The 21,749-nt window shown below is 26.5% G+C and carries 24 protein-coding genes; 10 read left to right on the top strand and 14 right to left on the bottom strand.

Going from position 1 to position 21,749, the window contains the following annotated elements; all coding sequences use genetic code 11:
- Window position 1: 1 nt before the first annotated feature.
- Window positions 2-634 carry a guanylate kinase gene (gmk, locus tag AC5SLN_RS04410; RefSeq protein WP_271486705.1) on the top strand — a complete coding sequence of 211 codons (633 nt, stop codon included), beginning with the start codon at window positions 2-4 and terminating at the stop codon, window positions 632-634.
- On the opposite strand, the gene rsmA is transcribed toward gmk, so the two are convergent.
- The 7 genes from rsmA to AC5SLN_RS04375 form a co-directional block, all read right to left on the bottom strand.
- Window positions 623-1,411, bottom strand: coding sequence for a 16S rRNA (adenine(1518)-N(6)/adenine(1519)-N(6))-dimethyltransferase RsmA (rsmA, locus tag AC5SLN_RS04405; protein WP_494592913.1), 789 nt, complete (start codon window positions 1,409-1,411; stop codon window positions 623-625). The two genes, gmk and rsmA, sit on opposite strands and share 12 nt — an antisense overlap.
- Complete coding sequence (locus AC5SLN_RS04400; protein ID WP_494577657.1) at window positions 1,412-2,377, bottom strand: 4-hydroxythreonine-4-phosphate dehydrogenase PdxA; 966 nt, start codon at window positions 2,375-2,377, stop codon at window positions 1,412-1,414.
- Window positions 2,367-3,299, bottom strand: coding sequence for a peptidylprolyl isomerase (locus AC5SLN_RS04395; RefSeq protein ID WP_494592911.1), 933 nt, complete (start codon window positions 3,297-3,299; stop codon window positions 2,367-2,369). Before AC5SLN_RS04395 ends, AC5SLN_RS04400 begins: the two co-directional genes overlap by 11 nt.
- On the bottom strand, window positions 3,299-4,804 hold the full coding sequence (locus AC5SLN_RS04390) for an LPS-assembly protein LptD (protein ID WP_494592909.1): 1,506 nt from the start codon (window positions 4,802-4,804) through the stop codon (window positions 3,299-3,301). The genes AC5SLN_RS04395 and AC5SLN_RS04390 overlap by 1 nt, the downstream gene beginning before the upstream one ends.
- Before the next feature lie 80 nt (window positions 4,805-4,884).
- A complete protein-coding gene (locus AC5SLN_RS04385; protein WP_494592908.1) occupies window positions 4,885-5,688 on the bottom strand; it encodes a hypothetical protein in 804 nt (267 codons plus the stop codon).
- Window positions 5,678-6,757 (bottom strand): LptF/LptG family permease, encoded by a 1,080-nt coding sequence (locus AC5SLN_RS04380; RefSeq protein WP_494592906.1) that lies wholly within the window; start codon window positions 6,755-6,757, stop codon window positions 5,678-5,680. Before AC5SLN_RS04380 ends, AC5SLN_RS04385 begins: the two co-directional genes overlap by 11 nt.
- Entirely contained in the window at window positions 6,757-7,887 is a 1,131-nt protein-coding gene (locus AC5SLN_RS04375) for an LptF/LptG family permease (RefSeq protein WP_494592904.1), read from the bottom strand. The genes AC5SLN_RS04380 and AC5SLN_RS04375 overlap by 1 nt, the downstream gene beginning before the upstream one ends.
- A 62-nt stretch (window positions 7,888-7,949) precedes the next feature.
- Between AC5SLN_RS04375 and AC5SLN_RS04370 the strand changes: the two genes are divergently transcribed.
- On the top strand, window positions 7,950-9,407 hold the full coding sequence (locus tag AC5SLN_RS04370) for a leucyl aminopeptidase (RefSeq protein ID WP_494592902.1): 1,458 nt from the start codon (window positions 7,950-7,952) through the stop codon (window positions 9,405-9,407).
- Window positions 9,400-9,810, top strand: coding sequence for a nucleoside-diphosphate kinase (gene ndk, locus AC5SLN_RS04365; protein ID WP_494592900.1), 411 nt, complete (start codon window positions 9,400-9,402; stop codon window positions 9,808-9,810). Before AC5SLN_RS04370 ends, ndk begins: the two co-directional genes overlap by 8 nt.
- Here ndk and purN read toward each other — a convergent pair.
- A complete protein-coding gene (gene purN / locus AC5SLN_RS04360; protein WP_494592898.1) occupies window positions 9,807-10,385 on the bottom strand; it encodes a phosphoribosylglycinamide formyltransferase in 579 nt (192 codons plus the stop codon). The genes ndk and purN overlap by 4 nt on opposite strands.
- A complete protein-coding gene (gene purM / locus AC5SLN_RS04355; RefSeq protein ID WP_494592896.1) occupies window positions 10,363-11,391 on the bottom strand; it encodes a phosphoribosylformylglycinamidine cyclo-ligase in 1,029 nt (342 codons plus the stop codon). Before purM ends, purN begins: the two co-directional genes overlap by 23 nt.
- 11 nt (window positions 11,392-11,402) lie before the next feature.
- Between purM and AC5SLN_RS04350 the strand changes: the two genes are divergently transcribed.
- From AC5SLN_RS04350 to aspS, 3 genes are read left to right on the top strand one after another with little or no spacing between them, the layout of a single operon-like run.
- Window positions 11,403-12,482 carry a hypothetical protein gene (locus AC5SLN_RS04350; protein ID WP_494592894.1) on the top strand — a complete coding sequence of 360 codons (1,080 nt, stop codon included), beginning with the start codon at window positions 11,403-11,405 and terminating at the stop codon, window positions 12,480-12,482.
- Window positions 12,479-13,141 carry a P-loop NTPase family protein gene (locus tag AC5SLN_RS04345; RefSeq protein ID WP_011281890.1) on the top strand — a complete coding sequence of 221 codons (663 nt, stop codon included), beginning with the start codon at window positions 12,479-12,481 and terminating at the stop codon, window positions 13,139-13,141. The genes AC5SLN_RS04350 and AC5SLN_RS04345 overlap by 4 nt, the downstream gene beginning before the upstream one ends.
- On the top strand, window positions 13,142-14,926 hold the full coding sequence (aspS, locus tag AC5SLN_RS04340) for an aspartate--tRNA ligase (RefSeq protein WP_494592891.1): 1,785 nt from the start codon (window positions 13,142-13,144) through the stop codon (window positions 14,924-14,926). It abuts the gene before it with no gap.
- A 2-nt stretch (window positions 14,927-14,928) separates the two neighbouring features.
- On the opposite strand, the gene AC5SLN_RS04335 is transcribed toward aspS, so the two are convergent.
- Complete coding sequence (locus tag AC5SLN_RS04335; RefSeq protein WP_006997190.1) at window positions 14,929-15,750, bottom strand: TSCPD domain-containing protein; 822 nt, start codon at window positions 15,748-15,750, stop codon at window positions 14,929-14,931.
- Window positions 15,751-15,865: 115 nt separating this feature from the next.
- On the opposite strand from AC5SLN_RS04335, the gene AC5SLN_RS04330 reads away from it, so the two are divergent.
- Together AC5SLN_RS04330 and AC5SLN_RS04325 are read left to right on the top strand one after the other, a co-directional pair.
- The gene (locus AC5SLN_RS04330; RefSeq protein WP_006997189.1) at window positions 15,866-16,225 is read left to right on the top strand and encodes an NADH-ubiquinone oxidoreductase subunit NDUFA12 family protein; all 360 of its coding nucleotides are present in this window, start codon (window positions 15,866-15,868) and stop codon (window positions 16,223-16,225) included.
- The gene (locus AC5SLN_RS04325) at window positions 16,185-16,592 is read left to right on the top strand and encodes a DUF2155 domain-containing protein (protein WP_494592890.1); all 408 of its coding nucleotides are present in this window, start codon (window positions 16,185-16,187) and stop codon (window positions 16,590-16,592) included. The genes AC5SLN_RS04330 and AC5SLN_RS04325 overlap by 41 nt, the downstream gene beginning before the upstream one ends.
- Here AC5SLN_RS04325 and accC read toward each other — a convergent pair.
- Genes accC through aroQ form a run of 3 tightly spaced genes read right to left on the bottom strand, consistent with a single transcriptional unit; the run spans window position 16,589 to window position 18,788 of the window.
- Window positions 16,589-17,926: an acetyl-CoA carboxylase biotin carboxylase subunit gene (gene accC / locus AC5SLN_RS04320; RefSeq protein WP_271615961.1), complete on the bottom strand. Its 1,338-nt coding sequence runs from the start codon at window positions 17,924-17,926 to the stop codon at window positions 16,589-16,591. The two genes, AC5SLN_RS04325 and accC, sit on opposite strands and share 4 nt — an antisense overlap.
- Window positions 17,926-18,351, bottom strand: a complete 426-nt coding sequence (locus AC5SLN_RS04315) for an acetyl-CoA carboxylase biotin carboxyl carrier protein (protein WP_494592888.1) — start codon at window positions 18,349-18,351, stop codon at window positions 17,926-17,928. Before AC5SLN_RS04315 ends, accC begins: the two co-directional genes overlap by 1 nt.
- A complete protein-coding gene (gene aroQ, locus AC5SLN_RS04310; protein WP_494576347.1) occupies window positions 18,348-18,788 on the bottom strand; it encodes a type II 3-dehydroquinate dehydratase in 441 nt (146 codons plus the stop codon). Before aroQ ends, AC5SLN_RS04315 begins: the two co-directional genes overlap by 4 nt.
- 16 nt (window positions 18,789-18,804) lie before the next feature.
- On the opposite strand from aroQ, the gene thiS reads away from it, so the two are divergent.
- Complete coding sequence (thiS, locus tag AC5SLN_RS04305) at window positions 18,805-19,023, top strand: sulfur carrier protein ThiS (protein WP_006997184.1); 219 nt, start codon at window positions 18,805-18,807, stop codon at window positions 19,021-19,023.
- A gap of 2 nt (window positions 19,024-19,025) precedes the next feature.
- Window positions 19,026-19,799: a thiazole synthase gene (locus AC5SLN_RS04300; RefSeq protein WP_494592886.1), complete on the top strand. Its 774-nt coding sequence runs from the start codon at window positions 19,026-19,028 to the stop codon at window positions 19,797-19,799.
- On the opposite strand, the gene AC5SLN_RS04295 is transcribed toward AC5SLN_RS04300, so the two are convergent.
- Entirely contained in the window at window positions 19,796-21,655 is a 1,860-nt protein-coding gene (locus AC5SLN_RS04295) for an Rne/Rng family ribonuclease (RefSeq protein ID WP_494592884.1), read from the bottom strand. The genes AC5SLN_RS04300 and AC5SLN_RS04295 overlap by 4 nt on opposite strands.
- Window positions 21,656-21,749 lie beyond the last annotated feature (94 nt).

Below are 21,749 nucleotides of genomic sequence, written 5' to 3'. Positions count from 1 at the left end.
AATGTCCATAAAAAAAGATGGGATAATGGTAATTTTATCATCCCCATCTGGGGCAGGTAAAACAACCTTAGTAAAACTCCTATCTAAAAATAAAAATTTTCATATTTCAGTTTCTCATACCACAAGAAAACCTAGACTAAACGAAATTGCAGACAAAGATTACTACTTTGTTGATCATGATAAATTCGAAAATTTAATAAAAAATGAAGAATTTTTAGAGTATGCAAAAGTGTTTAACCACCTTTATGGAACAACTAGAACACCAGTTATTGAAAAATTAGAAAAAAGTGAAAATGTAATATTTGATATTGATTGGCAAGGAGCTGATCAAATCAAGAATAAAAAATTAAATTATAAATTAATTACTTTTTTTATTTTACCTCCTAGCAAAGAGATACTATTTGAAAGATTATCAAATAGAGACATGAAAGATAAACTAATAGTAGAAGAACGTATGAAAGAGTTTAGTAGAGATGTTTTGCATTGGATTAATTATGATTACGTAATTATTAATGACAATCTAGAAGAATGTTATTCTAAAATTAGCAGTTTAATTGATGCTGAAATTAACAATGGCTCGAAAGATTACGATAAAGATTTCATTAGAAAACATGTTGAAAAACTAACCTCTTAAATCTTCATATTCTTTTACAAGTTTAAAATATACTTCTGGCTCAAGGTTTTGTGGTCTAAGATTAAGATCAATACCGAATTTTTCTGCAACTTCTTTTCCATTATCAAAAACTTGATTAAAGGGTTTTTTTAACATTTTTCTTCTTTGACTGAAGAATATTCTAGTAATTTTTTCAAGATTTTTAGGATCTTTTAATTCAAAAAAATTTTCTTTAGGAGTAAATAAAAGTAAAGAACTATCTATTTTAGGTCTTGGCGAAAAGCTTTGTGGTTTAATGTCTAATATCTTTTTTACATTTAATTTCCAGCTAGATAAAATTGATAGTCTGCCATAATTAGAGTTATTAAATTCAGATATAATTCTATCAGCAACTTCTTTTTGGAACATTAAAACGAGACTATCGAACCAAAAATTTGAGCCAATATTAAGAATCCATTTAGATAAGATTTCTGTTGATATATTATAAGGTAAGTTACCAAAGACAGATAGTTTTTGTTCCGAGATGTTACTTTCAGATACTTTTAAGATATCATCATTGATAATTTCAATTTCAGTATCAAACTTTTCTTTTAGCAATATAGCTAAATCATCATCTTTTTCTACAACATAGAGTTTCTTTGGTTTTTTTTTTAAAATGTATGTAGTTAGATTTCCACTGCCTGGTCCAATTTCCAAAACTTCCTTGTTAGTAATATCTGTTATGGATATAATTTTTTCAAGCACCTCTCTGTCTATTAAGAAGTTCTGGCCAAGACTTTTTTTTGCTTTTATGAACACTTATTTGTCCAAAAACTTTAAGGCTTGAATTAAGCTTTTTGGATCAGATAAATTCTTACCTAGCATTGAATAATTTGGACCATGATCTGGAGAAATACGAGTAAATGGTAGACCTAAAGTAATATTAATTGCATCAAAACCAAATAAAGCCTTCATAGGAGAAAGTACTTGATCATGATACATACCAATAATTACATCATATTTATTTAAAAATGATTTTGTAAATATAGTATCAGCTGGAAATGGACCATTTATTTTATTATTTTTTAATCGCAATTTCTTAATAGCTGGAATTATCACTTTATCTTCTTCAGAATTTTTAAAATTACTCTCACAGTGTGGATTTAAACCTGTTATTGCTATCCTTGGCAGTTTATTAAATTTTGTTTTATAAAATTTATCAATAAGCTTAACATGTTGATATATCTTTTGTTTTGAGATTTGTTTGTGAACATCTTTTAAAGGTAAATGTGTTGTAAGTGGACTAACAGATAGTTTATTATTAAATATAAGCATCACAACTTTATTGTTATTTTTTGTTTTTTTCGCTAAATACTCAGTAATACCTAAAGCTTTACCTTTTAAAAAAGATTTTTTTGAAATTGGTCCATTAATAAATTTAGATAATTTATTTCGCTTGATAATTTTTAATGCTAACTCAAAAGAGTTTTTTATGTAATCATTAGATTTACTAGAAATTTTTTCAAAGCAACTTTTAAATTTATACTCTACATTAATTAAGTTAATTTTTTTATTATCTAGTAAATTAAATTTTTTAAAATTTTGATCAATAGTATTGATTTCAAAAAAAAATCCTAATTTAATCATTTGTTGCTCAAGTAATTTTTTTGAAGCAATAATTATTAAAGGGCTTTTATAATGATGGGCTTGAATGCTTTTAAAAAATATTTCTAAAAAAATGCTATTTGGCTCACCTGCAACAATTAATATAGGTTTATAATTCATTTATGAAACTATTAATTTTTATTTTTTCATAAAATATTTTTGAAAATTGATCTAGTTGTTTGCTGGTCTCAAATTGAATCATCTTATTTAACTCTTCATCTTCATTTATTATCGCATTTTCATATTTAATTTCCTCTATTTTTAAAATTAAAAATGAAGAACCTACTTGCAGAGGAGATGTGTATTGGCCAACTTCTAGTGTTTTTAATTGTTCTAAAATTTTTGTTGATAATTTCTGTTCCTCTATCCATCCAATTTTACCTCCAAATTTTGAGCTGTCCGATATGCTGTATATATTGGCAGTGTTTTTAAATCCTATCTCGCTTATACTTTGATTAATATTTTCTAATTTTTTTTCAAAATTTGAGTTATTTTCTATGTCAAATAAAATCTCAGATAGAGAATATTTTTTTTGCTTTTTTGTACTTATTAATTTTTTTACTTTTTCTTTTAGTTGATTTCTATCAATATTAATTTGATCAATATATCGATCGTATATCAATTGATTCCATAATATTTCTATTTCAATTTTTTTTTGGACATAGTTTAATGATATTTTGTTACTTTGCAGGTATTCTTTAAATTCTTTTTTATTCTTCATATTTAAGTTTCTATAAAAATTTTCTAGATAATTATCAATATTTATATTTATTGTTTTTAAGTCAAAATATTTTATTAATTCTATTTTTTTTATTTTTTCTCGAAGTGCTGACTCTTTTGATAGTTCGATAATTTTTTGTTTTTCTAAATTTTTTAATTGATTATTAAGTGATACTAAATATCGGTATTCTTTTTCTATGTCAGAATTTGTTATAATTTCATTATTGACTTTGTATACGATGTAAAAATTTTCAGCAGTACTTGGTTTAAAACTTATTATTAGCAATAAAAATAAAAATAAAATAAATTTTACTTTAGGCATTATTTTTTAAGATTTGGAGACTTTGTTTCTCCAAATGGGATTATAGTTAAATTTAGATATATACTTTCATTTGCTTTTAAATCTCTATCTGTATAATAATCTTTATTATATTGAATTGCTGCAATTAAGCAGTCATTTCTATATTGATACATTAAATTGTAAAACTCTGTTGCATTGGTCTTCTTGTTTTCTCTTGTTTCAAAAATAAAGCTACTTGTTTCTTTAAAATTGTATGAAGTTTTATTTGATAAATAACTATCTTTATTTATACCATTGTTTTCGTTTAGATATTCAAAAGTAGTTACAAAATTATTAATTTTGAATTCATTTTTTAACATTTGATAATTTGTATCTTTTAAATTTTGATCTTGAGTAAATTTATAGTTAAGACTAAAAAAATCATTGGGGTTATAATTCAGTTCTCCCATTATATCTGAGGTTTTATTGCCCAGTGAACTATTTACAGGTAAATTTTGATCATCTTCTAATTTAAAAACGTTAGCAACTTTTAAGTTAAGAACCTCTCTTTCAGAAGAATCGTTATTATAAAATTCAGTACCAAAGGTTAACGATCCACCTCCCTCAACGGAGTCACTTGATCCAAGTCTATTAAGAGCAAAAACATTACTCACATCAATTCTTTTATCTTCATTTCTTGCATTCTTAGAATTGTTAGGACTATATCTGGCTGAAATAATAGGCTTGAGCATGTTTGAGTAATCGTTAGTCTTTTTTTCCATTGGATAAGAAGAATTGAATTCAATCAAAGTTGCAATTTTTGAATCAAGGTTATTTTTATAATTTTTTGAATTATCACTGTCCGTATTAATATTTTTGAATAAAATATTATAATTATTTTTTAAGCCCACATTAGTAAATCTAGGGTAAGAACTATAAAGAAAATCATTAACAATAACCTTTTCAAAAACATTAGTATCATAATTTTTAATGAAGCCACTTGAGTCTAAATTAAAGCTTCCGGATGTTAACATGTCTGAGTAGAGATCTTTTTTAAGATTGTAGCTAGGATAAACATATTCATATTTGTCTCCATCTGGTACATCACTTAGATTTTCGTAGATTATAAAATCAGCCTCCAAACTTAAATCTTCTTTTGAAGCACTAAATTTAATTGTAGACGTTAAAGTTCCAGTGTCATTGTTTATAAGAGGAGAGTCTAATTTATAATTTTTTAGATATGTATCCTTAGAAGTAAATTGTAAATCAGCTGATAAATCTAGATTATTAAAATACTTTGAGTTTAATTTTTTTTGACTATTTGAAAAAAAATGACTTTGAGAAGAATTATCTTTTTCACTTAACATACTTAAATCAATAGTATGTTTTGAAGTTGCATTAACTACCCTATATTCAGATTGTGCAAGTATTTTATTCGTTGAATAAAGTCGTGGAGCAAATGTTAAATCTCTATTGTTAGAAAGCACATGAAAATATGGCAGTGTAAATGCTGAGCCAGTAGAATTAGACCCTGTAAAAGAAGGCATCAAAAATCCAGATTGTCTTTTTACAGTTGGGTCAGGATGAAAAAACTTTGGAAAATAAAAAACAGGTTTATCATAAATTTTTAACCATGCATTTTCATAATTAATTGTCTTTTTTTTTTATCATGTGTAATTTTTGAAGCTAAAAATTCCCAGGGTGGACAATCGTCATTTTTTTTACAGGTTGTAAAAACACCTTTTTCTATAATAGTTTTATCATTGTCACTTTTAACAGTTTTACCCTTTATTCTTGGATCATTGTTTTCAGCTAAATTATTAAAATCTAAAAATATGTCCTTTCCAATTAATTTATTGGTTAATAAATTTATATATGCTTTTTCAATATAATATTTGTTATTTTGCACATCTAAAATATTTGCTCCAGATATTTTTAGCAAACTATCATTTAAAGTATAAGTAAACTTTTCTGAAGTAAAATTATTTAAAGCTTTATCATAAAAAGTAGATCTGACATTTGAAAAAATTGTTTCTTCTATTTTGTTATAAGAAACCTCTTTAGATTTAAATGTAACAATGTTTACAAGGTCTTTAATTTCAACATTTCCTATTGCCTTAATTAATGAAATTTTTTGATCGTAAATTAATTTATCTGCATTAATTTCAATATTTTTTTCAGGTAAAATAACCTTTGCTTTATTAGCAATTAATATTGACGAGCTTTTATCAAATTTAAAACTTTGACCATCAATTTTTATATTAGAAGACTTGGAGTATGCAAAACCTATTCCAGCATTTATAATACTCCCATTATTAGTAATATTTAAATCTGAAGTGCTAAAAATAATTTCATTTGCGTAAGCTTTATTATTAATAATTAAAACTACAAAAAAAAATAAAAATATTAAAAATTTTGAGTTATTTTTCATTTAACCTTACAATTCCAATTAAACTAAAGAGTATCAATATCATAAATGGAAGATATGTTGATAATATAATTGGTATTTTACCATTTTCCCCCATTAGATAAGACAAATAAGACAAATAATAAACAATTACCGAAAATAATATCCCCGACAATAAATGAAAAATAATAGAAGTGTTCCTTTTATTATTAAACATTATTATTGAAGAAAGAATTGTCATAATCGAGATAAATAATGGGAGAGAATAAAGCTTATGCAAATGAATATTAACTTCTCTGGTAGAATTTCCTAAAGACTTGTAATCATTTCTTAATTTTAGTAATTGAAAAAAATTTAAAGAAGACAAATTATCAAACAAACTATTTATTTTTTTAATATCAAAGTGTGTTTTAATAAAATATTTTTCATTAAGTTGCGTAGTTTTATTATCCTTAAAAAGTATTGGCTTAGATAAAATCCATTCATAACTGGAAATATCAATTTCTTCAGAATTAATTATATGAACTAATTGAAAATTATTATCAAACTCATGAATCGAAACATTGAATAATGAATTATTTGATATTTCATCTGCATTAATAATATATATTTTATTATCAATCTCATCTTTAATCCAAAGACCACTTTCTTTAACAACTGCCAAATATTTATCATCATTTGAGTATGAATTTTTTATATCAAAATAAATAAACTGTAATTTAGCAGATATTGCATAAAATATAGTTATTAAAATAAAACCAAATAGAAGTGATGTAATAAATAATGTTTTTAAAATTCTGATATTGCTTAATCCATTAATCTTTAAGATCTCAAGCTCATTTTTATCAATTATATCTAGAAAAAAAAATTGAGTTCCAATTAAAAAAATAAAAGGAAAGATTTCAAAAAGAGTAGCTGGAGCATTTAAACTACTCAATATTATTGGAAAAAAAATGTTTGTTTGAAGATCTTTAAAAAAATTAATTTCTTCAAATAAATTAAGAATAAAAATTAATGCTAAGAAAATAAAAAAAACATTCAAAATTTTTTTTGTAAAAAGTAATATTAAATATAATTCAAAAGTTTTAATCATCAGTAATTTTTCTTTGATCTAATATATGCAAAAAAGTACAAGCTAAGAATTGAGAAAACTGGAAAAGTTATAAAAAAATATTGTCCAAAAATATTATTAGATGAGTACCTTAAAGACATTTCAGAAACAATTATAGCAACAATACCAATAAAAAATATTATATATCTATAAAGAGTAAATTTTTTATTTTCTTTTGATATAAAAAAAATAAGACATGCTATGAGAGACAGCAGAAGCAAGTATATAGGCTTATAAAACCTTTTAAAAAGTTCTTCTTTAATATTTTTAATAGAACTTTCCTGGCAAGTTAAAATCTCACTTTTGAATTGATTTACTTTATTTTGATTGTAGTAATTTAAACACTTTAGCAAAAGTCTACTGCTTAATTCCTGAATTTTGGGATAGGAAGTGCTTTTACTTCCATACTGAGTTAAATTAAAATCTATTTTTTCAAATGAAAAATTGTTATTTTTAGATCCCGCTATATTAATTACATTTCCATCAGATAGCTCTAAATATTTTTTATTTTCTAATTCTTTTATAAAACCTCTCTTGGCATAAATAACTTTTGAAATTGAAGTATTTCTTTTATCTACCTCTTTAAGATAAATATTATTAAAAACTCCTTTTGGTTCTTCTGACTCGATAAATATAGTTAAGTTTTTTACCACATCTATGAATTTACCTTCTTGAAAAAGAGATGGAAAAAAATCAATATTAGAATTTCTTATGAAATTACGAGCCTTATCCTGACTGTTAGGTGAAACATATGCCCCTATGATTATTTGAAAAATAACAAAAATTAATGAAAAAACCATAATTACTCTAATAAATTGATATTTACTTATGCCTGCAGTCCAGAAGATAATTAATTCATTCTTTAATTCATATCTGTTAATTTGATAGAACAAGGAAACAAAGAAAATAAAAGGTAAAATTCTATGAATAATTTTTGGAAAGTTAAATAAAGTATATGAGAGATAAACTTTAAAACTATGTCCGTCCTCCGTTATAAAATCTAGATAATTAACTGCTTGAATTACCCATACAATTAAACCTAGAGATAAACTCATTAATATAAAAAAAAAGAAGGTATCTTTTAAAAAATGAGCAAATAATAATTTTTTCATTGTAATGTAATAAATTTATTCATATATAGCATCCATCTATCTCAGATTGTATTTAAAAATTTATGTCTATTAAGATTAATTATTTAGAGAAACTTGCTAATAAACCATTTGAAAATCTTGTTTTATTTGTTGATGAGAATTTCAATATTAAAGATCTTAAAAAATATATTTCAAATTCTGAATTTTTATACATAGCTGACCTACTAAAAAATAGTGATTTAAAAAAAGATCTTCTTTTATTTAAAGTTAATTCAAAAAAAACAGTATTTTTAGTGTCTATTAAGAAAAATATTAAAATATCGGATATAGAAAATTTGGGAGCTAAATTTAATAGTTACATTAACTATGATAAGAAAAATGAATACTTTGTAAACTCAGATACAATCAACAGCAAAATAAAAAATTTTGTAGGTTATTTTATTCATGGATTAAAATTAAAATCCTATGAATTTAATATTTACAAATCTAAAATAAATAAAAAAATTATTTCTATAAATGTTATAGGAAAAAAGAATAAAATATCTACTCAAGATCATTTAAGATTTAAAGCTATAGAAGAAGGAAGTTTTTTTGCAAGAGACCTTGTGTCTGAACCAGGAAACATTTTACACCCAGATGAATATGCAAAAAGAATAAATGCACTTAAAAAATTTGGATTAAAAATAAATATCTACGATGAAAAAAAATTAAAAAAACTTGGAATGAACGCCTTACTTGGCGTAGGGCAAGGTAGTATTAGAGGATCATATCTCGTAACAATGGAATGGAATGGAGCAAAAAATAATTCTAAGCCTTTAGCATTTGTTGGAAAAGGTGTTTGTTTTGACACTGGAGGTTACTCTTTAAAACCAGCAAAGTTTATGGAAGATATGACCTATGATATGGCAGGTTCAGCTACCGTAGTGGGATTAATGAAAAATTTAGCAATAAGAAAAGCAAAAATAAATGCTGTTGGTGTTGTAGGGCTTGTCGAGAATATGGTTAGTGGAAACGCTCAAAGGCCTGGAGACATTGTAAAATCTTACAGTGGTAAAACAATAGAGATATTAAATACAGACGCTGAAGGTAGATTAGTTTTGGCTGATGCTTTAACCTTTACTGAGAAAAAATTTAAACCTAAGTTTATGGTTGATCTAGCAACTTTAACAGGGGCTATCATAGTTTCATTAGGTTCTGAATATGCGGGTCTATTTTCAAACGATGATAAATTATCAAAACAGTTGTTAGAAGCTGGAGATAAAGTTGAAGAAAAATTATGGAGAATGCCATTACATAAAAACTATGACAAACTTATAGATTCAAAAAATGCAGATATGCAAAATATCAATTATGTAGGTGGTGCAGGATCTACAACTGCAGCACAGTTTTTACAAAGATTTATTTTAAATAAAACACCTTGGGCTCACTTAGATATAGCTGGTATGGCATTTTCAAAATATGGAGGTGCTTTAAATTCGGGTGGTGCGACTAGCTATGGAGTAAGATTATTAAACCAACTAATAGAGGATAATTATGAGTAATATAGAGCAAACACTATCAATCATTAAACCTGATGCTGTTGAAAGAAATTTAGATAATGAAATCAAAGAAATGTTTACAGAAAAAGGTTTTAAAATTATCAAAGATAAAAAAATTCAGATAACAAAAGCAGAAGCGGAACAATTTTATAAAGTTCATGAAACTAAGCCTTTTTATAATGATTTATGTGCTTATTTGTCTTCAGGACCGATAGTTGTGATGGTGTTAGAGAAAGAAAATGCAGTTTTGGGCAATAGAGAATTAATGGGTGCAACTAACCCAGAAGAAGCTGCAGAAGGAACTATAAGAAAAAAGTATGGAATTTCTATTGATAAAAACTCTGTACATGGTTCCGATAGTGTTGAAAACGCTAAAATTGAAATTAATTTTTTCTTTAAAGATTAATTAAATATTTTTTTTATAGCCGCTGGATAGAGGTTGTGCTCTTGTTTTAAAACTTTTTTAGCTAAAGAAATAGAAGTATCTTTTTTTGAAATTTTAACTTTCTTTTGTAGAATTATTTTTCCAGAATCAAGTTTTGCTGTTACAAAATGAACAGTACAACCAGCTACCTTATCTTTATTTTGTATTGCTTTTAAATGAGTATTAAGCCCCTTATATTTTGGCAGTAAAGAAGGATGTATATTAACTATTTTTCCTCTAAATTTCTTAATAAAACCTCTAGATAAAATTTTCATAAAACCTGCAAGGCAAATAAACTTTATATTTTCTTTGTTTAATAAATTTAATATTTTTGCTTCAGCAATTTTGTAGTTTTTAAAGCTTGATACATATTTTTTTATATTAAATTGATTTGAAAATTTTAAACCTTTGGCTTTTGAAGTGTTTGAAAAAATTAAATCTATGGATATTGGTGAATTTTTTATTTTAGAAAATTTTATTAAATTTTTTAAATTACTTCCAGTTCCGGATATAAATACTGCTGTTTTAATCTTTTTAGGACCAGTCAATTTTACCATTAAGTTTAACTTTATATTTTCCTGTAGTTATTTTTCCAATAACATAGGGTTTAAATTCCTTTGTAAAAAATTTAGTAATTTTATTTAAGTTTTTAGGATTTACTATTAAACAAAAACCAACTCCACAGTTAAATGTTTTTAACATTTCTTCGTCATCAATGTTGTTTTGCTTCAACCATTTAAAAATTTTTTTAGTTCTAACTTTATTTAAATCTAAATCAGCGACTAATTTATCTGGAATAACTCTCTTAATATTATCTGCTAGGCCACCTCCGGTAATATTTGCACACCCATTTAAAAGATTATTATCAATTAAATTTAGAACTTCATTGACATAAATTTTTGTAGGTCTCAGTAATTCTTTTTTTAAAAATGAATTTTTTTTTAGATTAATCTTTTTTTTATTAAGCACATGCCTAACTAAAGAATAACCATTTGAGTGCACACCGCTCGATGGTATAGCCAATACTAAGTCATTTTTTTTTATATTCTTCTTTGATAATATTTTTTTTTCATCAACCAAACCTACCGCAAAACCTGCTATATCGAATTTACCTTTTTCATAGGTACCTGGCATCTCTGCTGTTTCGCCACCAACCAATTCACAGCTTGAAATTTTACAGCCTCTTACTATTCCTTTGAGGATCAATTTTAATTTGTTTAAATCAATTTTATTAATAGAAATATAATCCAAAAACAAAAGTGGTCTTGCTCCTTGAACAATTAGGTCGTTTACACTCATAGCAACTAAATCAATGCCAATTGTGTCATATTTATTGAGTAAATTCGCAATCTCTACTTTTGTACCAACACCATCAGTGCAAGCTACAATTTTAGGATTTTTAAGATTTTTTGGAATATTAGTTATAGAGCCGAAGCCACCAATATTATTAAACTTTTTTTGGCCTTTTTTGTTTGATGATATTGACGATATAAATTTAACAAAATTATCAGCAGCATTTATGTTTACACCACTTTTTTCATAGGTAAATTTTTCTTTTTTCATTAGTATAGTATATGCAAATAATTAATAAATTTTATAAATTACTGAATGTATATATTTATTTTATTTCATTCTCTCTATTAATAGTATTTTTTTCCACAACTTATTCAAATGCAAATGCATTTAGGGTATCTAAAATTGAAATATCCTCTCCATTTGAATTAAATTTTAAAAAAAATAACGTTATTGACAAAGGATTTCAAACTTCCTTTTTTGATTTGATTTCAATGATTACAACCTCTGGTGATAGAAAAAAGATTAAAAATGTTTCTATAAAAGAAATTAAGGGCATGATTGATTCTTTCACCATTAGTGATGAAAAATTTATAAATAATGAGTATTTTGCAAATTTAGAAACAACATTTAATAAAAAAAAAATTCTTAAATTTTTAGAAAATAAAAATATTTTTCCATCAATACCCCAAAGAAATAAGGTCCTATTATTTCCTATCCTTATAGAAACTAAAAATAACAATATATATCTTTTTAATAACAATATTTTTTACGATAAATGGAATGAACAAAAAAACTCTTATGATTTGTTAGATTATTTATTACCAAGTGAAGATATTGAAGATTTGATAGAGTTACAAAAAATCTCAAAAGATATTGAAACTTATGATTTTTCAAATCTAATTAATAAATATGATATTAAAGATAATATAATTTTAATAATATATAAAGAAAGCAACAGAATAAGAACACTTTCAAAAATTAATTTAAATAACAGCTTGAAAATTCAAAATAAGAACTATCCCAAATTAGATATTTTGAATAATAATGACCTTTCTAATATTGTTGAAAATTTAAAACAGCTTTATGAAGATCAATGGAAAAAAAATAATGAAATTAATACTTCCATAAAACTTCCTATAACAATATCTATTAATTCCAAAAAAACTAAAAAAATTATAGAGTTGGAACAGGTGCTTTATAGTTTAGATCTAGTTTCTGACTTTAGTATTTTGAATTTTAATAGCGAGATTATTCAATATAAAATTACTTATAATGGCACTCCTAATATATTTTTAAATGATATGAAAGAAAAGAACCTTGATTTAGAAATGAAGAATAATATGTGGATATTAAAATGAAAAATTTAAATCAATTATTATTAGATTTTAATTATGAACAAAACTTTAAAGATGATGATTTTTATGTTGGAAAGAGTAATTTTTATGCTTTTGAAATGATTAACAAATGGCCAAAGTGGGAAAAAAATTTTTTAAACATTAATGGTGAAAAATTTTCAGGAAAAAGTCACCTGGTTAATATTTTTTTGAAAAAATTTAATGGCATTAGAATTGATGTTAATTCATTAAATGACGAAAACATTAAATCCATTAAACCTTACCAAAATATTGTTTTAGAGGATTTAAATTTAAATATAAATGAGAAGCTGATTTATTCACTTTTTAATATAATAGATCAAGATAATAAGTTTTTGATAGTCACATCAATGAAACCAATATCTGAGATCAATTTTAAACTTGAAGATCTTCGATCTAGAACAAAGAACTGTCTTTTTGCAAATATTCAAAACCCTGACGATGAGCTAATGTTTGCATTAATATTAAAAAATTTATCAGACAGACAAATTACTTTAGATAAAAAGCTGATTAACTTTATTATTAAAAGAATTGAGAGATCGTATGGCAAAATATTTGAATTCATATATAAAATTGACAAGATTAGTTTAAAAAAAAAGAAATCTATCGATTTTAAAATTATTAATGAAGCTCTTGAGGAATAAGTGAATAAATATAGAACACATACATGTAGTGAGTTAACAATAGATAGTAGTGGTAAAGATGTTGTTTTATCAGGCTGGATAAACAAAAAAAGAGATCATGGAAATTTACTATTCATAGATTTAAGAGACAATTATGGAATGACTCAATGCATCATAGATAAAAGTAATGAAAATTTTAATTCATTAGAAAAAATTCAATTAGAAAGCGTAATTAAGATAAATGGTAAGGTTGTAGAGAGAACAAAAGAAACTATTAACACTGATCTTCAAACTGGAGAGATTGAAGTTAATATAAATTCATTTGAAGTGTTGGGTACTTGCAAGGAGTTACCAATGCCAGTTTTTAGTGACCAAGAGTATGCTGAAGAAATTAGACTCAAGTATAGATTCTTAGATCTAAGAAGAAAAAAAATTCATGACAATATTATCTTAAGGTCAAAAGTTATCTCTTTTATCAGAAGCGAGATGTCTAAACTTGGGTTTTTGGAATTCCAAACACCAATATTAACATCCTCTAGCCCTGAAGGTGCAAGAGATTTTTTAGTACCAAGTAGACTAAATCCTGGAAAATTTTATGCACTGCCACAAGCGCCACAACAATTTAAACAACTTATTATGGTTTCTGGTTTTGATAAATATTTTCAAATAGCTCCATGCTTTAGAGATGAAGATGCAAGGGCAGATAGAAGTCCAGGTGAATTTTATCAGCTTGATTTAGAAATGTCTTTTGTTGAACAAGAAGATGTCTTTCAAGTTGTTGAAAAACTAATAGTCAATGTTTTTAAAAAATTTTCTGAAAAAAAATTGATGTATGAAAAATTTCCAAGAATACCTTATGAGGAATCTATGCTTAAGTATGGATCAGATAAGCCAGATTTAAGAAACCCATTAATAATTTCAGATTTATCAAACATTTTTACACGTGATGATGTTACGTTTGAGATATTTAAAAAGCTTGTAAAATCTGGTTCTAAAGTGAGATGTATAGTAACAAAAAATACAAAAGATAAACCTAGGAGTTTTTTTGATAATATTGATAAGTGGGCAAAAGAACAAGGGGCGTCTGGTCTTGCTTATTTTACAATTGAAAAAGAAGAAAATATTTCAGCAAAAGGACCGGTGGGAAAATTTTTTTCTAAAGAAGCACTAGAGGAAATTATGAAAATCACTGGAGCAGAAATAGGGGATAGTATATTTTTTGCTTGTGGCAAAATAAATGATGTTGAAAAAATAACCTCTTTGGCTAGAGATAAAATTGCTAAAGATTTAAAATTAATTGATGAAAATACTTTCGCATTTTGTTGGGTTGTTGATTATCCAATGTTTGAAAAAAATGAAGTAACTAATAAAATCGAATTTAGTCACAATCCGTTTTCAATGCCTCAAGGAGACTTAAAAGATATTGATTTTGATAATCCTCTTAATATTAAAGCCTACCAATACGATATTGTTTGCAATGGGATAGAGCTATCTTCTGGTGCAATTAGAAATCACGTGCCTGAATTGATGTATAAGCTTTTCTCGATTGCTGGATATCAAAAAGAACAAGTTGATGAAAAATTTAGTGGAATGATCAATGCTTTAAGTTATGGAGCCCCACCTCATGGTGGTATAGCACCTGGTATCGATAGAATTGTAATGTTATTAGCAAATGAAAAGAATATTAGAGAAGTTACAATGTTTCCAATGAATCAAAATGCTCAAGACTTAATGATGAACGCTCCATCAAACATTAACGAAGAGCAACTTAAAGAGCTTGGTTTAGCTTTAAAACTGAAAAAATAATATTACTTTTTACCTTTTAAGCTTATCTTAACGTCAGATAGATCAACAAGATTTTTTTTGTAGTTATTTCTAACAAAACCTTTGCTAGTAACATCTTTTATAATCTTAAGTAATTGATTTTGATCCTCAGTATTTTCTTCCTCAGGTAAAGATCTATCTGATCCACCAATTGATGGAGTGTGAGCAAGATCTTCTCTATTTTGATATGAAATTGCTAATTCTCTAAAAATATAATCAAGTATTGAAGAAGCGCTCATTATTCTGTCATTACCGTGTACTTTTCCAGATGGTTCAAATTTAGTATCAACATAAGCACTGATGAACTCATCTAAAGGAACGCCATATTGAAGACCAAGTGAAATTGCTATTGCAAAATTGTTCATCAAAGCTTTTACCAGTTCACCCTCTTTACTTGTATCTATGAAAATTTCTCCAATTTTACCATCTTCATATTCACCAGTGTGGAGATAAACTTTATGGTCTCCAATTGTCGCTTTTTGGATGTAACCTTTTCTTCTATCAGGCATACTAAATCTTTTACTGACACCCTCGTTAATTTTTTTAACAAAATTAGTATTATTTTCTTTTGAAATGACCTTAGGTTTGCTTTGCTCAGTAATAATATCTATTTTTTTAGTTTCGGTTACTTTATTATTTGCATCTAAACTTTTTGTTTTTCTTGTATCAAGTTTAACGTCTAAAACTTCAAATTTTCCATCGTCCCGTTTTTCAAGATTTGCCAACTCTGTTTCATTAATATCATCCAGATAATGATTAACTTTAAAGCTACAAGTATAATAAGTTTCTACTAAATATTTTGCCATTTTTCCTTTAATTAATTTTTTATTTTGAATCGTAAGATAATTAATTTATATACAAATCCTTACTTTAGTCTAATTTAAATAATACAATTTAGGATTGAAGAATTAATAAAATAATATGTTGACACTTTTAAAAAAAATTTTCATTTGGTGGAACCAAGAAACTCTAGGTACAAAATTAAAAACTATTTTTTACGGAAAACTTGCTGGAAAAGATTCTAGTGGCAACAAATATTACGAAAGTAAATCTGGAAAACGATGGGTGATTTACAATGATGAAATTGATGCATCGAAAATCCCTAATGAATGGTACTCGTGGATGCATTTCACTAATAATAGAATTGAAAACAATCATGAATTGAAAAAGTATGATTGGCAAAAACCGCATCAATCAAATCAAACGGGTACTGAGAATGCCTATCATCCTAATAAAAATAATGATCCTATTAAAAAAAAATATACAATCTGGAAAAGTTAGCTTCTTATTCCTTTTAATTTATTTTTTTTTAACAAGCATATCATCACCCTTATTAGCTAATGAAAATATTGAGGGAAAATTTGTAGAAATAAAGATTTTAGATAAAGTAAGCTCAAAGACTGATCTTTTAAAATTAAAGATAGGAGAGAAGACAAGATTTAAAAGTTTATTAATAAAAAGTCTCAAATGTAAAAATTCTGAATTTGATGACAACCCAGAAATAACAGCTTATATTCAGGTTAAAGATACGATTAATAAAGATAACAACGAAGTGTTTATATTTAATGGGTGGACCTTTTCATCTAGTCCTGCAGTAAATCCTTTTGATCACCCAGTATATGATATTTGGTTAACAAGATGTTATTAGAATACCTTTTCATTATCTAGCCAGCTAACATTAAAGTCTGACTCAATAAATTTTTTATGATTTAGTAAAATTTTATGAAGAGGTATTGTTGTTGTTATTCCTTCAATGACAAATTCATCTAAAGATCGATTCATTCTTTGTATTGCTTCAGTTCTATTTCTTCCGTGTGTGATAACTTTACAAATCATACTATCGTAAAATGGTGTAACTTTATAACCTTGAAAAATTGCACCATCTACTCTTGTTCTAAAACCTGATGGTTGGTGACACATTCCTATAGTTCCAGGCGAAGGTTGAAAATTTTTACTCGCATCCTCTGCATTAATTCTACATTCTATGGCATGCCCTCTAGGATTAATGTCACTTTGTTTTAAAGCTGTTTCACCAGTGTAAGCTATCCAAATTTGCTCTTTAATAATATCAATACCAGTTACCATTTCAGTTACAGGATGCTCTACTTGTACTCGGGTATTCATTTCTAGAAAATAAAATTTTCCATCTTCATATATAAATTCAACAGTTCCAGCCCCCTCATAACCAATTTTACTAACCATATTTACAGTTCTTTCAAAAAGATCTTTTCTGATCTGATCTGTTAAAACTGGACTAGGAGTTTCTTCTATTAATTTTTGATGTCTTCTTTGAACTGAGCAGTCTCTTTCATGTAAATGTACTGTTCTATTTTTTCCAGATAATACCTGAACTTCAATGTGTCTTGGATTTTGGAAAAATTTCTCAATATAAATTTCATCATTGCCAAAATATTTTTGTGCTTCAGACTTTGCTGTTGAAAACAATGTTTCAAATTCTTCTTCTTTACGAACGATTTTCATTCCCTTGCCACCACCACCTGCGGATGCTTTAATCAGAACTGGAAAGCCTATTTTTTTACAAAGTTCTTTGGCTTCCTTTATGTCTGTTATTCCGCCTTCAGAACCTTCAATAACAGGTAGACCATGTTCTTTAGCAATTTTTTTTGCTTGAATTTTATCTCCCATCATCTCTATAAGTTTTGAAGAAGCACCAATAAATTTAATGTTATTTTCCTCTAGTACTTTAGCAAAATTTGCATTTTCAGATAAAAAACCATATCCAGGGTGAACTGCTTCTGCTTTTGTAAGTTCTATTGCTGACATCAAAGCTGGGATATTTAAATAACTATTTGCAGGTTGGTGTGAGCCAATGCATACACTTTCATCCGCCAGTCTTACATGCATACTATCTTTATCAACATCAGAATGAACAGCAACAGTTGCTATACCCCATTCTTTGCAAGCTCTTATAACTCTGACTGCAATTTCCCCTCGGTTTGCAATTAGAATTTTTTTAAACATTACTCGACGATGATAATAGTTTGCCCGTATTCAACAGGTTGGCCATCTTCTACACAGATTTCTTTTATAATTCCATCTGTTGTTGATGGAACATGGTTCATAGTTTTCATAGCCTCAACTATCATAACCGTTTCACCTTTTTTAATTTTTTTACCAACTTCTACAAACTTTTTACCACCAGGTTCTGCCGCAAGATAAGCTGTACCAATAATAGGAGATTTAACTTCAGTTCCAGACACAACAGTCGACTTAACCGTATCAAGGGTTGGTGTTGAAGCAGCAACACTTACAGTTTGATTTGAACTAGATGGATTCGATTTTGATACTTTGATCTTAGTATCTTTATCAGTGTATTCAATTTCAGTTAAATTGAATTCATTTAAGTAGTCGGTTAATTCTTTAATGATATTTTTATCTATTTTCATTTCTGTAACATGTTTTGCATTGCAATTATGGCTAAAATATAACCATTATCACCTAAACCAAAAATTCCACCAGTAGCAATATCGCTGATTAAAGATTTGTGTCTAAATTCTTCCCTTTTATATATATTTGATATGTGAAGTTCAATAATTGGTTTTTTATAAATATCTAAAGCATCCCTGATAGCTACAGATGTATGTGTAAAACCTGCAGCATTAATAATTATACCATCAAATTTACTTTTAGCCTCTTGGATGGTTGTAACTATTTCACCTTCTATATTTGACTGGGAAAATTCTAAATTAATATTTAAATCTTTAGCTTTACCTAAACAATTTTCTTTTAACTTATCAAAAGTTATTGATCCATATTGTGATTGTTCTCTTTCACCTAATAGATTAAGATTAGGACCATTAATAATTATAATATTATTACTCATCAAATTCTTATACATTATGAAAAAAATAAAAAAAATAAAAATTAAATTAAATGGTAAATTTTCAACAATAAATGAAAATTTAAGCCTCTTAATTTTTTTAAAAGAACTAAAAATACCTCTTAAAAAAGTAGCAATTGAATTAAATCAAGAAATAATAGATAAAAATAATTTAAAAACTATAAAACTAAAAAATAATGACAAAATAGAAATTGTTCATTTTATTGGAGGTGGATAAAATTGGTTAATGATAAATTAATAATTGATAAAAAAAGATTTAATTCCAGATTAATAGTTGGAACTGGAAAATATAAAAGTATGGCAGAATGTGCAAAAGCTATTAAATTATCTGGAGCAGAAATTGTTACTGTTGCTGTGAGAAGAGTAAACATTTCTGATAAAAAAAAACCTTTATTGATGGACTACATTGATCCAAAAAAAATAACTTACTTACCAAACACTGCTGGCTGCTTTAATTCTGAAGAAGCTCTTAGAACTTTACGTTTAGCAAGAGAAATTGGTGGATGGAAACTGGTAAAACTTGAGGTCTTAGGAGATAAAAAAAATTTATTTCCAGATATGATTGAAACATTAAAATCTACAGAAGTTTTAACTAGAGAAGGATTTAGAGTAATGGTTTACTGTAATGATGATCCTTTAATGGCTAAAAGATTAGAGAATGTAGGAGCTTGTGCAATTATGCCTCTCGCAGCACCTATAGGATCTGGACTTGGAATTCAAAATACAACAAATATAAAAATAATAAGAAGCCAAACAAAACTTCCTTTGATAATTGATGCTGGCTTAGGACAAGCGTCAGACGCAGCTATTGCCATGGAGTTAGGTTGTGATGGAGTATTGGCTAATACTGCAATTGCTAAAGCTAAAAAACCATTTCAAATGGCATTGGCATTTAAAAATGGAGTAATTGCAGGAAGACAATCTTATTTAGCAGGTCGTATAGAAAAATCTATTTACGGTAGCGCATCTTCTCCAAAAACTGGAATTATTTAGGCTACTGGTTTTTTAAAAAATTTCTTTTTAAAAAAAGGTTTTTTTTTATAAGGCTTTTTTTTAATAGGACTTTCAAAAGAATTAACTTCTTTTTTTTGCTCTTCTAGATTTTTTAACTTTTCTATATGTTGAACTATTTCTATTGTTTTTTTAGTTTTGTTTTGAAGATCAATTATGTATTCAGGAATAATAAGACTATTATCTGCAATTATATCGATCTTAATTAAGTTTTTTTCTTCAAAATACTTTAAATCTTCAATAAAGTTTTCTTTCATAAAGTCCGATATCTTTTCACAAATCTTAAGTTCTACAAATTTTGCTTTTGTTAAAACAGCTTTAACCTCGACTAATTTAAGAATCTTCATTGCAAAAGACTCATCTGTAAGAGTAACTTTCCATTTTACAGCACTTTCTCTTAATCTTTGTCTGGACATTTCTAAAAGTCCAAATGTACTAATTCTTCCAATTTGAATTCTTGCCCTATCAGTTCTGCATTGTTCTTTAAGTTTTCTCTCAACCAACCTTCTATTTCCAAAACTCAACATATCAATAAAATCAATAATAATTAGACCAGACAGATCTCTTATTTTTATTTGTCGAGATATCTCTTCTGCTGCCTCAAGATTAGTGTCTAAAGCAGTACTTTCTACATTTTTTTGTTTAATAGAGCTTCCTGAATTTATATCAATTGAAACTAGTGCTTCAGTTGGATTTATAACTAGGTAACCTCCTGATTTTAGTTTTATTTCTGAGTCATAAATTTGATTTAATTTTTCTTCAATGTTCTCTTTAAAAAATAAAGGAACTTTTTCTCTATATTTTTTTATTTTTTTTACATGAGAGGGCATCATTAACTTCATAAAGTTTTGGGCTTTTTTGTAACCTTCATTACCTTCAATGACGATACTATTTGTACTTTCATCATACATATCTCTCAAAGTTCTTTTTATAATATCACTTTCTTGATGGATTAATGATGGAGCTATAGAGTTTAATGCATTTTCTTTAATTTCATTCCAAGTTTTAATCAAAGTTTGAAGATCATGATCAATATCATTTTTTGTTTTGTTTGATCCTGCAGTTCTTACAATAAGCCCCATTTCTTTCGGAATAACTATATCGTTTAAAATAGTTCTAATTTTTTTTCTTTCTCCTGGGTTAAATATTTTACGAGATATGCCACCACCTTTTGGTGTATTGGGCATTAGGACAATATATTTACCTGCTATAGAAATAAAAGTACTCAACGCAGCACCTTTTTGTCCTCTTTCATCTTTTAAAACTTGTATTAAAATTACTTGATTAGGTTTTATAACTTCTTGAATCTTATATCTTCTAGATCTAAATCTTGTTTCAGATTTTCTACCGTGTAATACAGGCGAAGGTTGCTCTTTATCTTCATCTACTTGAGTGGTATCTGTAATTGGAGTATCACTCCCTTCTGTTATCTGATCATTTGTTTCAAATTCAGACTCAAGTTTTACTTCAACTGGATCATTAATATCAAGATTACCCTCGTTAATATTTTTTTGTTCTTCTAGCTCACTTTTTTTTAATAGTTCTTCTCTGGCTTTTTCTTCTTCTTCTTTTATTTTTGCTAAATCACTCTGAGGTATTTGATAATAGTCAGATTGAATATCGTTAAAGGATAGAAAACCGTGTCTATCTCTTCCAAAATCAATAAATGCAGCTTGTAAAGATGGCTCTACTCGGCTTACCTTGCCAAGGTAGATATTATTTTTTATTAAATTGTTTTTTAAGCCTTCGTACTCGTAGTCTTCAATGTTTTCACCTGACTTAAGTACAACTCTTGTTTCATTTGGATGCGAAGCATCAATGTATAAATTTTTTTCCATATATTTTTGATTAATTGTTTCATTTTATATTTAAATAATTTTAAATTTTGTTTGAATTCTGATGCCTTAACTTTAACAAATTCTTATATATATT

The sequence above is a fragment of the Candidatus Pelagibacter sp. PS_31 genome (assembly GCF_059417865.1).
Note: the sequence above shows the minus strand (reverse complement) of the source record. Positions and strands in the feature narration are given on the sequence as shown.